A 14,640-nucleotide genomic window follows, 5' to 3' on the forward strand; every position below is an offset into this window, starting at 1 on the left:
AGGATTCATATGAAAAAAAGTAAAAATAAACGAGTGATCCCCGGATTCGGGCTGTCATTTGGGATCACCATAACAATGCTTGGACTGATCGTTATTATTCCGTTATGTTCGCTGGTTATATTTTCTGCGAAACTTTCACCGTCAGAATTTATTCAGACGATCACAAGACCGCGTGTTTTATCCAGTTATGCAGTCAGTTTTTTTACCGCATTTGTGGCGGCAGCGATCGATGCAGTTATGGGTATGATCATTGCATGGGTGCTTGTAAGGTATGATTTTCCGGGAAAAGCGATCATGGACGGCATCATAGAACTTCCATTTGCGCTTCCGACTGCAGTGGCGGGCATCGCACTGACACATCTGACTACGACGGAAGGCTGGGTAGGAGCATTTTTTCAGAAGTTTGGAATTAAGATCGCATATACAAGACTTGGAATCATCGTAGCACTGGTGTTTATCGGAATCCCGTTTGTTGTGCGGGCGGTGCAGCCAGTTTTAGAAAAAGTAGATATCCGGTACGAGGAAGCAGCAAATATCCTTGGGGCAAACAGCAGACAGACCATGTTCCGCGTAATCTTACCGGAAATCTTACCGTCTTTGATCGCCGGATTTACGATGTCTTTTGCAAGAGGGCTTGGCGAATACGGAAGCGTAGTGTTCATTGCGGGAAATACGCCTTATGAGACGGAGATCGCACCGCTTATGATCATGTCAAAACTTCAGGAATTTGATTATGCGAGTGCAACCTCGATCGCCCTTGTGATGTTAGCGGCAGCATTTGTGATTCTTTTTATCAATGCATGGCTGCAGAGCCGGGCATCGAAGATTGTCAGCGGTATCGCATAATATTGCAGGTGCATGGATATTGGCACAATATCTGTCAGATTTTATCAAAATCAGATAAAAGGAAGGAGAAAAGCTATGGAGATCAGAAAAAATTCGGGACCACTCAAATGGATCCTGATCGGCATCAGTGCATTATTTCTCATAGTAATGCTGATCCTGCCTCTCACATATGTTCTTGTCACGGCGTTTGGGGAAGGCATCAAAGTATTCGTGGCGGCCGTCACCGATTATTATGCATTAAAAGCCATCGGACTTACATTAGAGGTAACGCTGATCGCAGTCGTTGTCAATACCATATTTGGAATAGCGGCATCCTGGTGTATCACGAGATTTCAGTTTCATGGTAAAAAGATCTTATCCACGCTGATCGATCTTCCGCTTACGATTTCACCGGTCATTGCCGGATTGATCTATATCCTGACATTTGGACGACAAAGTATCCTTTACGAATATCTGCGGTCAGCGGGGATCAAGATGATATTTGCAGTACCGGGAATCGTGGTAGCAACCGTGTTTGTGACATTCCCATTTATCTCAAGGGAGATCATACCTGTGCTTTCCACACTTGGTACGGATGAGGAAGAGGCGGCAGCACTGATGGGGGCAAATGGTTTTACGATTTTCCGGAAGATCACTTTTCCACATATCAAATGGGCACTGCTTTATGGAATCGTCCTTTGTACAGCAAGAGCAATGGGAGAGTTTGGTGCGGTGTCTGTTTTGTCCGGGCATCTGCAGGGAAAAACAAATACGATGCCGCTTTACATTGAACTTTTATATCAGGGTTATGATTTTACGGGTGCGTTTGCAGTATCGGCGATTCTGGTGTGTATGGCAGTCGTGATCTTAGTGCTTCGCAGTGTGTTAGAGCATAAGGGAAAAGAAGCGTAAAAATGTTACCGGAAGTACTTGACAGAGAATAGAAGGAACAAAAAAACAGATAATGCAGCATGGAAATGGAGCAGGTTATGACGGAACAAAATTATGTAGAACTTAGGCATGTGAATAAAAAATATAAAGATTTTCAGGCATCCGATGATATTAATTTTGGAATCGGAAAAGGAAAACTGATCGGTCTGCTTGGACCAAGCGGCAGTGGAAAAACAACGATCCTTCGGATGCTTGCAGGGTTAGAACATGCAGATTCCGGGGAGATCATTATTGATGGAAAAGTCGTTAATGATGTGCCGGCGAGTGAACGGGGAATCGGATTTGTGTTTCAGAACTATGCATTGTTCCGTTACATGACCGTATATGATAATATAGCATTTGGACTGGATGTAAAAAAATGGAAAAAAGCAGATATTAAGCGCCGTGTGGATGAACTTGTGGAACTGGTAGGCTTAAAAGGATTTGAAAAGCGCTATCCGAACCAGCTATCCGGCGGACAGAGACAGAGGGTTGCGTTTGCAAGAGCCTTAGCACCGAATCCGGAACTTCTTCTTTTAGATGAACCGTTTGCAGCCATTGATGCAAAAGTGCGTCAGGAGCTTAGAAGCTGGCTTCGGGAGATGATCACGAGAGTCGGTATTACCAGTATCTTTGTCACGCATGATCAGGATGAAGCGATTGAGGTTGCCGATGAGATCATCATTACCAACCACGGACACATCGAGCAGGCGGGAACTCCGATTGAGATATACAGCCAGCCGAAGACGCCATTTGTCACAGAATTCATGGGTAGTCCGACAAGGATCAGCAACATCACGAGTTTTCATGGATATGAGCAACTGGGTGAAGGTTTTCATGCTGTGGTAAGACCGGAGCATGTGAGTGTCACAAAGGAAACAGAGCAGAGCCGTTTTTCTTCTTCTGTGGAGGAAGGTGTTGTGGAACGTGTGATGTTCCGTGGCAGAGAGGTAGAACTTCATGTGAGGGTACATGATGTGCTGCTTGTGGCTAACCGGAGATTAGAGGAGACTCCGATCACGGAGGGCGAGCGTGTCAACGTATTTATCTATCAGGTGTTTGCGTTCTTAGCAGACGAGGCGGGAATGCAGAATGTACAGATTGTAGAAAATGCCAATATCGAAACAGAGAAGCTGTTCTATATTTAAGGAGTCAGGAGAATAGAGATTATATGAAAACAGAAATCATTACATCAGATGTGCTGATCATTGGGGGTGGAACCTCCGGTTGTTACGCGGCACTGACGATCGCAGAGCAAAGACCGGAACTTAACGTTGTGATCGCAGAAAAAGCCAATATTATAAGAAGCGGCTGTCTTGCAGCAGGAGTGAATGCGTTAAATGCATACATTACAGAGGGGAGAAAGCCACAGGATTATGTGGACTATGCTACAAAGGACGCCAATGGCATTGTAAGAAGTGATCTGCTGCTCTCCATGTCGCAGGGATTAAATCGTGTGACAGCAAGGTTAGAGGAATTAGGACTTGTTATTTTAAAAGATGAAAATGGAAAATATGTGACAAGAGGCAACCGGAATATCAAGATCAACGGAGAGAACATCAAACCAATCTTAGCGGAAGCAGTGAGGGCACAGAAAAATGTGACGGTTATCAATCATGTGAATATCACAGATTATATCACAGAGCAGGATCGCGTGACCGGAGCATATGGATTTGATGTCAATGAGAAAAAGTCATATATTTTTTCAGCAAAAGCAGTTCTCTGTGCGACCGGTGGTGCGGCAGGACTTTATCGTCCGAACAATCCGGGATTTTCGAGACATAAGATGTGGTATCCGCCGTTTAATACAGGAGCCGGATATGCGATGGGAATTTTAGCCGGAGCAGAGATGACGACCTTTGAGATGCGTTTTATAGCACTCCGCTGTAAAGATACGATCGCACCGACCGGAACGATCGCACAGGGAGTCGGGGCAAAACAGATCAACTCACTTGGGGATGTCTATGAAACAAAATACGGCATTACGACAGAGGAACGTGTCTACGGTACGGTTGCAGAGAATCAGGAAGGCAGAGGACCGTGTTACCTGCATACGGAAGGAATCAAAGATGAGCAGGGCAAAGATCTGTTAAAAGCATATTTAAATATGGCACCGAGCCAGACTTTAAAATGGATCGAGAGTGGAAAAGAGCCGAATGAGCAGGATGTCGAGATCGAGGGCACTGAGCCTTATATCGTGGGTGGCCATACCGCGAGCGGTTACTGGATCGACGATGCGAGAAGAACCACCTTGAAAGGACTTTATGCAGCTGGAGATGTTGCAGGAGGATGCCCGCAGAAATATGTGACAGGAGCGCTGGTGGAGGGCGAGATAGCGGCGGAAACGATCTTAAAGGATCTTGAACTGGCAGATGCAGATCTGCAGTCAGAGGAAGAATTAGAAAAGCTGGCAGAAAAAGCAGACCGGGAATATGAAGCCTATTTTGCGGAGAAAAAATCATTCTTCGGTACGGAGCAGGTCGAGGAGGCAATGCAGAAGGTTATGGATGCCTATGCAGGTGGAATCGGAACCAATTACCGCTACAATGAAAAACAGCTTAATATCGCAGAAGAAAAAATTGACCAGCTTTTAGCACTGACAAAAGATCTGACCGCAAAAGATACAGATGATCTGTTACATATTTACGAAGTAAAGGAACGTTTAGTCGTATGTAAAAGTGTGATCGCACACTTAAAGGCGAGAAAAGAGACACGCTGGCGCGGTTTCGGACAGAATATGGATCATCCGGGAACAAAAGAAGAATGGAACAGGAAGGCAGTTAATTCCGTTTATGAAAATGGAAAGATCAAAATTCTGCTCCGTGATCTGGCACAGACACCGGATTTTGGTCAGAAAGGAGGCACCCTGTGAGCATAGCGATCAATAAAAGTAAATGTGTAAAATGCAGACGCTGCATCGAAGTATGTCCGGGAAACCTGATCAAGGCAGATGAAAACGGCAAGGCATACATCAAAGAGCCAAGAGACTGCTGGGGCTGCACATCCTGCGTCAAAGAGTGCAGGGCAGAGGCAATCGATTTCTTTTTAGGAGCCGACATCGGCGGCAGAGGCAGTACCTTAACCACCAAAGAGGATGGAGACTACCGCCTCTGGACAGTCACTGCCCCCGACGGCAGTCAGACCATTATACAGATCAATAAAAAAGATGCCAATAAATATTAAAACACAGCAAAATAGAGGAGGATATTTTATGAGTGGATTATCACATTTGGACGAACTGGAGGCAGAGGCGATCTACATCATCCGTGAAGTAGCCGCTGAGTGCGAAAAGCCGGTAATGCTTTACTCCATTGGAAAGGACAGCTCCGTTATGCTGCACCTTGCCATGAAAGCATTTTATCCGGAGAAGCCGCCTTTCCCATTTTTACATATCGATACGACCTGGAAATTCCGTGAAATGATCGAGTTTCGTGACCGCATTGCAAAAGAGAACGGCATTGAAATGCTGGTTTATACCAATCAGGAAGGTGTGGATGCCGGTATCAACCCATTTGACCACGGTTCCGCTTACACGGATATCATGAAGACACAGGCGTTAAAACAGGCACTCAAAAAATATGAGTTTACGGCAGCATTTGGCGGTGGCCGTCGTGATGAGGAAAAATCCCGTGCGAAAGAGAGAATTTTCTCTTTTCGTAATGAGGCACAGGCGTGGGACCCGAAAAACCAGAGACCGGAGATGTGGAAACTTTACAATACCAAGATCAATAAAGGTGAGAGCATCCGTGTATTCCCGATCTCAAACTGGACAGAAAAGGATATCTGGCAGTACATCAAACGTGAGAACATCGAGATCGTGCCACTCTATTTTGCAAAAGAGCGTCCGGTCGTATACCGTGACGGCAATATTATCATGGTGGATGATGACCGCTTCAAATTCCGTGAAGGTGAGAAGCCGGAGATGAAAAAAGTCCGTTTCCGTACATTAGGATGTTATCCGTTAACCGGCGGCGTTGAGTCCGATGCGGAGACTTTGGATGAGATTATTGATGAGACACTTGCAGCCGTATCTTCAGAGCGTACCAGCCGTGTGATCGATAACGAAGCGGCAGGCAGCATGGAGCGTAGAAAAAGGGAGGGGTATTTCTAAATGAAAGGTTTACTTAAATTTATTACCTGCGGAAGTGTGGATGATGGAAAATCCACATTGATCGGACATATTTTATATGATGCAAAACTGCTGTATGCAGATCAGGAGAAAGCACTTGAATTAGACAGTAAAGTTGGAAGCAGAGAGGGCGCTATCGATTATTCCCTGCTGCTTGACGGTCTGATGGCAGAGCGCGAGCAGGGTATCACGATCGATGTCGCATACCGTTATTTTACAACAGAAAAAAGAAGTTTTATCGTTGCAGATACCCCTGGACATGAAGAGTATACCAGAAATATGGCAGTTGGAGCTTCCTTTGCAGACCTTGCCATCATTCTTCTCGATGCAACACAGGGCGTGCTTGTGCAGACAAGACGCCATGCAAGGATCTGTGCACTGATGGGAATCCGTTACTTTGTATTTGCGGTAAACAAGATGGATCTGATCGGTTACGACCAGGAAAAATTTAATGCGATCCAGGCAGAAATTTTGCAGCTTGCAGGTGAACTTGGATTAGAGAGCGTTAAGATCATTCCGGTATCCGCAACAGAGGGTGATAATGTCACAAAGAAATCCGATAATATCCCATGGTACACAGGAGAACCGATCTTAACCTATCTCGAAGAAGTTGATGTGACAGAAAAGTCAAAAGAGCAGGGATTTTATATGCCGGTACAGCGTGTGTGCCGTCCAAACCATACGTTCCGCGGTTTCCAGGGACAGATTGAGGCAGGCGAAGTGCGTGTGGGTGATACATTAACCGTATTACCGGGCAATGAGACAGCCAATGTAAAAAGTATTTTGGTAGCCGGAAAAGAGGCAGATACTGCACAGACCGGACAGCCGGTTACCATTCAGTTAGATAAAGAGATCGATGTATCAAGAGGATGTGTGCTGGAAAATGGCAGCGGCATTACGGCAGCACAGAAATTTACCACAACACTTTTGTGGATGGATGATAATAAGTTGTCAGCAGGTGGCGATTACTTTATCAAACTTGGAACGAAACTGATCACAGGTACCGTAACAGAGATCACATATAAGATCGATGTGAATACCGGAGAACATCATTCAACCGATACATTAGGAAAGAATGAGATCGCAGTCTGCAATATCGTGCTGGATGAAAAGATCCCGCTTGATGTATTTAAGAAACATAAGACTATGGGCGAACTGATCTTAATCAACCGTGTGACGAACATGACGTCTGCCTGCGGTGTTGTAGAGCAGTTTGCAAGCGGCAATGAGACAGATGAGCCGGTATTTGTTTATGGAGATTTAAAGGCACGGGGAGATATCTTTGAAGAGTTCTACTATAACATGGAGAAATCTTCCATTGCAAAACACAAACCGGAACAGAAAACATACACAGTAGGCGATGAGATCCCGACAAAGAGTGAAACTTATGAATATCCGGAGTATTTTGATATTCTGATATTAAGAGACCAGGTTGCAGTACAGGTGCGTGACAATAAGATCGGAGCGATCCTTCCATTAGGTGAATACCGTTACTCAGGTGTTCCGGTTGTAAATGGAAGAGGATTTGCGGTGAATGTAAAATCACAGAAAGACTTACAGACATTCTTAGATGGATATGGACAGGGAGAGACAGATACAGAGTTCTGGAATCACTGGCTGACATTCGGAACTTACCGCAAAGTGATCTTCCATGAAAACTATTGGGAAATCTGATGCGCAATCGTTTGTGCAAAATTTTAGTACCAGTTTAAAAGCTGGTACTAAGGTACTGTTTATTTTGTATAGTTTGAGCCGTAAAAAAAGTTTAAGTTTGTGCACACTTATCCTGCCGCTCATGCTATTATAATTACTGTAAAAACCCCCCAATACATTATATATAGTTTTTGCTATACCCCATAGTAAAAATACCTTCTCCTAAAAAGATAGCTAGCCGATAGCTATCTTTTTTTATTTGCAAAAGTACAGTAGACATCGTAATAAATATTTTCACGTTTTGGACCGACCAGAGAAGCAAGTTTTGCATAGAGATCCGGGTGCATGCGGATCAGATAAAATTCGTCTTTTCTACCGGGTAGTGGAAGGTATCTAACACGATCGGATGAAAACATGCCATACGCATACTGTCATACCGCGAGTATGTGTACAGACGGTAATGCCTTGTCGAAAGGAAACGGATGACCAAACTGAGGTAACTGAGGTTTTTGTGGTCTTTTTCTGTCTCGAAAAGAGAGGTATGAGACAGAAAGTACATCAGCAGAATTGGAAGATCCACATAAAAGGACAGATAATCCAGTTCTGTTTCATCCGGGATCATTTCTTTTTTCCGTGTATCATAGTCATCTACGACCGAATAGGCTTCATCCCAGCATATTGCATCTTCTTCTGCCATAAGACGGTAGTATTGAAATACGAGTGAAGGAGGACAGTCATAAATAGAACCCTTGTGCGCAAGAACTTCGGCGTAATGCTACTTTGTCAGTTCAGATAAATGCAGGCGCAGTGAAATAATTAGTGTAAATATGATCTTTTGCTATCATCTGTATATCGGATAAAATAATTGGCTAACAGAGGATAATGTGCTATAAAAATATTAGGTATGTGCTTGGATTTTTTCATTGCTAAAGTACCATTCTGTGTTATAATAAAATAGAATTTTCGTAAATTTTCGTGGATGAGGAGGAAAATTCTCTGATTATCGGAGAATTTATATTTTATGAATCAGGAAGAATCAGTTTATGAATTAAATCGTATACAAAGATATATTATGCAGATGCGTCCACTGTTGAAAAAGAATGCGCTATTTTCAGATGGAACGGCAGATTACAGACAGCCGGTGGAACCAAAAGCCGGTGAAGAAGTGACGATCCGGTTCCGTACAGCACGTGACAATGTCGATATCGTCTGGTTGTGCACGCAAGATAAAAAATATAAAATGAAAAAAACAGAGACCGAGGGAGCCTTTGACTATTATGAGGTAAAGATCACGCTTGGTGAGGAACCGTTTTACTATTATTTTAAGGTAGCAAGCGGTATGTTAAATGTGTATTATGACCGTTATGGCATCAGCAAGGAAAAACGTGACGAGTACCGTTTCTGTATCATTCCTGGATTTTCAACACCGGACTGGTCAAAAGGTGCTGTTATGTACCAGATCTTAGTTGACCGTTTTTATAATGGTGATACATCAAATGATGTGTTGACGGATGAGTATTATTATATCCGTTCTACCAGCAGAAAGATGGATAGCTGGGATCAGTGTCCGTCTGATTTTTCTGTCGCAGAGTTTTACGGTGGAGATCTTGAGGGAGTCAGACAAAAACTGGGTTATCTGCAGAATCTTGGCGTGGAAGTAATTTATTTTAACCCATTATTTGTGTCACCTTCCAATCACAAATATGATATTCAGGATTATGACTATATAGATCCTCATTACGGTAAAATCGTAGAGGATGGTGGAGAACTGTTAAAAGATGGCGTGAGTGATAACCGGAAAGCAACACGCTATATTAACCGTGTAACGAATAAGAAAAATCTTGAGGCGAGCAATGAATTTTTTGCAGAGCTGGTGAAAGAGATTCATGCGCGCGGCATGAAAGTTATCTTAGACGGTGTATTTAATCATTGTGGTTCTTTCAATAAGTGGCTTGACCGGGAGGAAATCTATCAGGTAAGCGGGGATTATGAGGATGGTGCGTTTATTTCAAAAGACAGTCCATATCGTAATTTCTTTGGCTTTCAGGATCAGTTTGCATGGCCTTATAATACGACTTACGAAGGCTGGTGGGGGCATGATACGCTGCCAAAACTCAACTATGAAGGTTCTGAAAAATTGTATGATGACATTATGCGTGTTGCAGCAAAATGGGTATCACCGCCATACAATGCAGATGGCTGGAGACTTGATGTTGCTGCAGATTTAGGACATTCCCCGGAAATGAACCATAAGTTCTGGAGAGATTTCCGTAAATCAGTAAAAACAGCAAATCCCAATGCAATTATTCTGGCAGAACATTACGGTGATCCAAAAGAATGGCTGCAGAAAGGTGACCAGTGGGATACCGTTATGAATTATGACGCGTTCATGGAGCCGCTGACATGGTTTTTAACCGGTATGGAAAAACACAGTGATGAATCAAAGCCACAGTTAAAGGGAAGTTTGAAAGATTTTGAGGGTTCCATGCGTCATTATATGGCAAGTTTCCAGACATCACAGCTTTTGTGTGCCATGAATGAGCTTTCGAATCATGATCATTCCAGATTTATGACAAGAACCAATGAAAAAGCGGGACGTGCAGCAGCACTTGGTACCGCAGCCGCCGAGGAAGGAATAAAGCCGGCAGTATTCCGTGAGGCGGTCGTTGTTCAGATGACATGGCCGGGAGCACCGACGATTTATTATGGAGACGAGGCGGGACTCTGCGGATTTACAGATCCGGATAACAGACGTACCTATCCATGGGGAAAAGAGGATGTCGTTCTGATCGATTTTCACCGTGATATCATCCATATCCACAAAGAAAATGAGGCACTCCGCACCGGCTCCCTCATGTTTTTAAATGGAACTTCCGCGAACGGAAATCATACAGGCAGTAATGCAGATGGTAATCTGCGAGCAGATGATAATCTGCTTTGTTACGCAAGATTTAACCGCAGCCAGCAGTTTGTTGTTCTGGTAAATAATAAAGAGGAAGAACGTGATGTAACGCTTGAGGTATGGCAGTGCGGTATACCGAAAAATGCGGTGTTAGAGCGCGTGATCATTTCAAATGAGACAGGTTATTCCCTGATGCCGAAAAAGTATGAAGTAGTGGATGGAGTGTTTAAAGTAAGCTTGCAGAAATATTCTGCTGTTGTTCTGATGTATGACAGAACAAGAGACTAACTACAAAGAAGATAGAAAAGAATAGTGCACTATTTTTCGGGGAATTAGAAAAGACTGGAAAGGGACAACGGAAAGGAGTTACGTCGAATGATAGATATATATACAGAAAAAAGAGACTCAAAAGACTGGATACTTCAGAACGACTTGTATTTCAACTTAAATACAGGTAATGAAGAAATGTCACAGAATGAAGTTGATTTAATTCGACAGGTGGATGGGGCAAAACTGACTCCAGATAAGCACATAGAAACAAAATATGGCTTAGGTACGATCCGTAATCTGTCATCAGGCTGCAAGACATTACTCAATATTGTGAAGCATCCGGATAAAGTAGTAAATGCAGAGGAATGTGGTCCGAATGTACTTAAAATCATTTTTACAATGGACAATATAAAGATATACATGTCAAGACCAACCCTGTTTGACATACCAGATGATGTAAAAATCAGATTTAATGGTTCTGATATTGTTATTGGAGGAAGGGGTTATAATGCCTGGTGGAGTAAGGAGTATGAGAGGAGAGAGGCAGATGATTTATAAGAGTATTACATTTAAAGCAGATCCATTTTCATACGATTTAGAATTCGATGACAGAATAACGCTTGTTGGGGGCGATAGCGGTGTTGGTAAAACAGTACTTTATGAAATATTGGAAGATGTAAGACTTACGGATGAATACAGGGCTATCAAATTATTTAATTACAGGTCAGATAATTTTTCAGAATCAATAAAGCAATGCAGAGATAGCTTTATTGTGGTAGATAATGCGGATAATCTGATAAATGATGAAGTTAGAAAATTTATTAATTTTGAATTATCAAATCAATATATGCTTTTCCTACGGAATTGTGATGGACTGAATGTATCAGATCAGAGTTTCAAGGTTTTGAAGTTTGATAATAATAAGATAACACTGGAAGAGGAGTTGTGATATGAAGTATTTATGGACAGAAGATACCGGTGCAGGACTTCATTTCTGGAAATTGGTTAATCAACTTTTCTTTGATGATGAATTCATAGTTGAAAGCAAGGGGAGCAATCAGGGATTGTTGGATGCAGTATTGGATTTAGATATTAAAGATGATGATAAATATTATATTGCATTTGATTATGTGGTTGATAATCAGGATATTCGGAATAAATATCGTGTGTTGAAATCAATAGAAAAAAGTTCAGAAGGAAAGATTATAATTCTGGATATGATTTGCTTTGAATACCTGATTCTTGCATTTGATCAACTTGTAGAGTGGACAGGCACTGGAAAGACAGATAAAATTAAAATTCGTGAAGAAGTTTTGAAAGCAGTTGAGAACCATAGAATCAATTTATTAAAGATTGATGACGAGAAGACATTGCAGTATATAGCTGGTTTTAACAGATATTCTACGGAGCGGGTGATGAAATCATTGGCAGGTGAATTTACGCAAAACGAGAAATGGTCTGTTAAGGGTTCTCTTATGGGTGAGTGTTGGTATAAGGATTGTTGTGTGTCGGAGCATCCGGATAGTCTTAGGTGTGGTAAGCCTGAGGTTGAGGATGGAAGTGGGAAGATGCGTATGCTGATACAGTCGGAGAAAATAAAGAAAATTTTATCAATTATTACGGAAATTCAAGGATAAAAAATGCTTGCATAAAAGAAGTCACTATGCTATAATCTTTTCTTGTCAGAGCGCATTTTGTGTATCTGATGAATGGGCAGATTCCCGAGTGGCCAAAGGGGACAGACTGTAAATCTGCTGCAATTTGCTTCGGTGGTTCGAATCCACCTCTGCCCATTATGTATTGTCCGGTAGGATGACATTTTTAAGTAGCTCGTGAGTGAAAGTCTTCGAACATAGGCGGCAGTACATATGAAAAATGCCGGCGTGGCGGAACTGGCAGACGCGCAGGACTTAAAATCCTGTTGTAGAAATACAGTACCGGTTCGATTCCGGTCGCCGGCATTATAGAGAGAAGTAAGACATCGGTTTTAGAACCGGTGTTTTTTTAATTCATAGAAAATTACGTCCTATGAATCAAAAAGCCCTCCGGGCGGGATGGGCATCTTGCGGAGAAGAAGTCAGCTGTAAACAGCACCGATCGGGCATTTTAAAATTTTAGCGCAAATAGGGTGTTAACTATTGGTGGATTTGTGCTATAATGCAATTATTCAATTTATACTATAAGAAGGGAAAACCGTGTTCAGATTTGATACGGAAGAAAGGTACGATGAAACAGGAAAAAGTTACATTCATTCATTCCATTTCGGCAAAAATTACACTCCTTGCCGTTTTTATTGTTGTTGTATCATTGGTGGGAAGTATGATCAATGCCAGTTCAAAGTCGAGTGATGTTGTTGAGACAGTCAATGCGCATTACATCCTAAGTCTGGCAGAGATGGGAGCGCAGACGATTGGAAATATTCCGGCAGAGATAGCAACGGATGAACAGTTTTCTAGGGTTGTAAGTGATATCAGCATGAAAGGCGTAGACAGTGCATATGCTTATCTGGTGTCAGCGGATGGCACAATGCTTTATCATCCGACAGCAGACAAGATCGGAAAAACGGTTGAAAATCCCGTTATTAAAGGTGTGGTATCACAGCTTGCATCCGGAACCGTTCCGGAGAATGCTGTTGTTGAATATGATTTTAATGGTGCAATCAAGTATGCAGGGTATGCCCTGACCCCGGATCACATGATCGTGGTCGTATCGGCTGATAAGAGTGATATTGTAGAGCCGGTCAATGAGATGATCCGTTCTATGTGTATCACAGCAGCGATTACGCTTGTTGTATGTGTGATCATTGGCTATGTGTTAAGCCGTTTTATCTGCGCACCGCTTGAAAGCCTGACAGAGATTATAAAGAATACTGCAAATCTGAATTTCAGTCACAATGCAAAAAGTGATGGTCTGTGCAAAAGAACAGACGAAACCGGTTTCATGGCGCGTGAACTTCGCATCATGAGAAAGAATCTGCGTGAAATGGTTGCAAATATTGATACGGCAAGCCAGCAGATCACCGGAAATGTAGATGGATTAAAACAGGTAACTGAGACCGTAGACCATATGTGTTCGGATAACTCAGCAACCAGCCAGCAGCTTGCAGCAGGCATGCAGGAGACAGCCGCAACTACTGTAAATATCAATGAGAATGTCGGTACCATGAAGGATGAAGCTGAGCGGCTTACAGAGATGGCAGAAAAAGGTGCAGATGTTTCCAATGAAGTTATGGACAGAGCAAAGAATCTGCGCAATAAGACAGTAACTGCAAGTTCCCGTACTATGGATATGTATACAAGTGTCAAAGAGAAATCTGAAAAGGCGATCGAGGGATCAAAGGCAGTTGAAAAGATCAATGAACTGACCAATACCATTATGGAGATCTCTTCACAGACCGGACTTTTAGCTTTGAATGCAAGTATTGAGGCTGCAAGAGCCGGAGAGGCAGGACGTGGATTTGCAGTTGTTGCGACAGAGATCGGAAGCCTTGCAGACCAGACTTCAAAAGCGATCGCTGATATCGGTAATATTGTAAAAGCCGTCAATGAAGCAGTTGGCAATATGACAGAGTGTCTGGGTGAAACGACAGAATTTCTGGAAACGAATGTAATTGAAGATTATAAAGAGTTTGAAAAGGTTGGCGAACAGTATCAGGAAGATGCAGATGTATTCAAGTCTAACATGAATCAGGTAAAAGATTCCATGCTGCAGCTTTCAGATCTGATCGAGTCGATCGCACAGGCGTTAAGCGGCATCAATGATACTGTGGGCGAAGCCGCAGTCGGTGTATCCGATATTGCTGAAAAAACAAGCGGTATGGTTGAAAAAACAGGCGCTACACATGATATGGTATCTGAATGTTACTCCTGTGCAGATAATCTGCGTGAGATCGTTGGCAAGTTTGTATTAAAATAAAATCTATTGTCATGAA

General features: G+C 42.7%; 13 protein-coding genes and 2 tRNA genes. 14 read left to right on the forward strand and 1 reads right to left on the reverse strand.

Annotation, left to right across the window (positions count from 1 at the left end; translation table 11 throughout):
- The first annotated feature begins 9 nt into the window (after window positions 1-9).
- The 7 genes from cysT to DXA60_RS04750 all read left to right on the forward strand — a co-directional run bounded on the left by cysT (window position 10) and on the right by DXA60_RS04750 (window position 7,558).
- Complete coding sequence (cysT, locus tag DXA60_RS04720) at window positions 10-846, forward strand: sulfate ABC transporter permease subunit CysT (RefSeq protein ID WP_117919961.1); 837 nt, start codon at window positions 10-12, stop codon at window positions 844-846.
- Window positions 847-921: 75 nt separating this feature from the next.
- Complete coding sequence (gene cysW, locus DXA60_RS04725) at window positions 922-1,737, forward strand: sulfate ABC transporter permease subunit CysW (RefSeq protein ID WP_117920110.1); 816 nt, start codon at window positions 922-924, stop codon at window positions 1,735-1,737.
- Between the two features lie 77 nt (window positions 1,738-1,814).
- Window positions 1,815-2,903: a sulfate/molybdate ABC transporter ATP-binding protein gene (locus DXA60_RS04730; RefSeq protein ID WP_243006758.1), complete on the forward strand. Its 1,089-nt coding sequence runs from the start codon at window positions 1,815-1,817 to the stop codon at window positions 2,901-2,903.
- A gap of 23 nt (window positions 2,904-2,926) precedes the next feature.
- Complete coding sequence (locus tag DXA60_RS04735) at window positions 2,927-4,627, forward strand: adenylyl-sulfate reductase subunit alpha (RefSeq protein WP_117919965.1); 1,701 nt, start codon at window positions 2,927-2,929, stop codon at window positions 4,625-4,627.
- Window positions 4,624-4,938: a 4Fe-4S dicluster domain-containing protein gene (locus tag DXA60_RS04740; RefSeq protein ID WP_117919968.1), complete on the forward strand. Its 315-nt coding sequence runs from the start codon at window positions 4,624-4,626 to the stop codon at window positions 4,936-4,938. Before DXA60_RS04735 ends, DXA60_RS04740 begins: the two co-directional genes overlap by 4 nt.
- A 28-nt stretch (window positions 4,939-4,966) precedes the next feature.
- Window positions 4,967-5,866, forward strand: coding sequence for a sulfate adenylyltransferase subunit CysD (gene cysD / locus DXA60_RS04745; protein ID WP_006856328.1), 900 nt, complete (start codon window positions 4,967-4,969; stop codon window positions 5,864-5,866).
- The gene (locus DXA60_RS04750) at window positions 5,867-7,558 is read left to right on the forward strand and encodes a sulfate adenylyltransferase subunit 1 (RefSeq protein ID WP_117919970.1); all 1,692 of its coding nucleotides are present in this window, start codon (window positions 5,867-5,869) and stop codon (window positions 7,556-7,558) included. It abuts the gene before it with no gap.
- A 331-nt stretch (window positions 7,559-7,889) separates the two neighbouring features.
- Here the strand turns inward: DXA60_RS04750 and DXA60_RS04755 are convergent, their stop codons facing one another.
- On the reverse strand, window positions 7,890-8,234 hold the full coding sequence (locus DXA60_RS04755; protein ID WP_117919972.1) for a hypothetical protein: 345 nt from the start codon (window positions 8,232-8,234) through the stop codon (window positions 7,890-7,892).
- A gap of 324 nt (window positions 8,235-8,558) precedes the next feature.
- On the opposite strand from DXA60_RS04755, the gene DXA60_RS04760 reads away from it, so the two are divergent.
- From DXA60_RS04760 to DXA60_RS04790, 7 genes are all read left to right on the forward strand, one after another.
- The gene (locus DXA60_RS04760; protein WP_117919974.1) at window positions 8,559-10,727 is read left to right on the forward strand and encodes a glycoside hydrolase family 13 protein; all 2,169 of its coding nucleotides are present in this window, start codon (window positions 8,559-8,561) and stop codon (window positions 10,725-10,727) included.
- Window positions 10,728-10,814: 87 nt separating this feature from the next.
- Window positions 10,815-11,267, forward strand: a complete 453-nt coding sequence (locus DXA60_RS04765) for a DUF4869 domain-containing protein (protein ID WP_117919976.1) — start codon at window positions 10,815-10,817, stop codon at window positions 11,265-11,267.
- On the forward strand, window positions 11,257-11,658 hold the full coding sequence (locus DXA60_RS04770) for an ATPase (RefSeq protein ID WP_117919978.1): 402 nt from the start codon (window positions 11,257-11,259) through the stop codon (window positions 11,656-11,658). The genes DXA60_RS04765 and DXA60_RS04770 overlap by 11 nt, the downstream gene beginning before the upstream one ends.
- Window position 11,659: 1 nt before the next feature.
- The gene (locus DXA60_RS04775) at window positions 11,660-12,346 is read left to right on the forward strand and encodes a hypothetical protein (protein ID WP_117919980.1); all 687 of its coding nucleotides are present in this window, start codon (window positions 11,660-11,662) and stop codon (window positions 12,344-12,346) included.
- A 74-nt stretch (window positions 12,347-12,420) separates the two neighbouring features.
- Window positions 12,421-12,502, forward strand: a tRNA-Tyr gene (locus DXA60_RS04780).
- A gap of 84 nt (window positions 12,503-12,586) precedes the next feature.
- Window positions 12,587-12,670, forward strand: a tRNA-Leu gene (locus DXA60_RS04785).
- A 265-nt stretch (window positions 12,671-12,935) separates the two neighbouring features.
- The gene (locus DXA60_RS04790) at window positions 12,936-14,624 is read left to right on the forward strand and encodes a methyl-accepting chemotaxis protein (RefSeq protein WP_117919982.1); all 1,689 of its coding nucleotides are present in this window, start codon (window positions 12,936-12,938) and stop codon (window positions 14,622-14,624) included.
- The last annotated feature ends 16 nt before the right edge of the window (window positions 14,625-14,640 follow it).

This window comes from Roseburia sp. OF03-24, from assembly GCF_003463035.1.
Taxonomy (GTDB): domain Bacteria; phylum Bacillota; class Clostridia; order Lachnospirales; family Lachnospiraceae; genus Roseburia; species Roseburia rectibacter.